This window comes from Treponema endosymbiont of Eucomonympha sp. (assembly GCF_001028545.1).
The window spans coordinates 1-531 of record NZ_BBPW01000497.1 but is presented as its reverse complement, the minus strand read 5'-3'; the positions used below and the strand labels follow the sequence as shown (position 1 = coordinate 531).

At 49.2% G+C, this 531-nt stretch carries 1 protein-coding gene; it reads left to right on the top strand.

Translation table 11 applies throughout. The annotated features are described in order from the left end of the window. Positions 1-394, top strand: a 394-nt coding sequence (locus tag AWU74_RS12085) for a hypothetical protein (protein ID WP_187150950.1), incomplete at its 5' end; no start/stop codon positions are given. Between the last annotated feature and the right edge of the window lie 137 nt (positions 395-531).

The following is a 531-nucleotide window of genomic DNA, read 5'->3' as shown; positions in this document are numbered from 1 at the left end:
TAGGGGCGCGATAGAGGAAGCCTCGCGCCTTAAAAACGAAGAACGCATACTCATCCGCCTGCTCCGTGTTGAAGAGATAGTCCCCGTTGCCGTTAAGCCCGCTATCAGCGTTCATATCAGCGAAGCGGAACGGGACGAAAAAAAAACGCGGAAGATAGCGTTTGCCGCAACAGGTCAAAGCCCCGCCGGAATCGAGTTTTATAGCTGGGACTTTATGTATGACGCGGAAAAAGGATTTAAGCCGCAGGTTTTGCTTGACAAGGCGGGAACGCAAACCTGTTCGTTCAAAACAGGAAGCCATACTATCGCCATAAAGGTTGTTGACAATGACGGGCTTGAGAATTTGGAAACAGTAAAATTACAAGTAAACGGCATAGTGAAACGGGTAAAATAAACCGAGATGACTTGTCGCTGAAAACCAAGACACGGCGAAATGTAGCGTGGACTGGAAGGTAGAGAAACAAACACCTGACATGAATGGCGGCGATGAAGGAAGCGGTGAGCTTTGCATAGCGCGTAGCAATTCCCCGC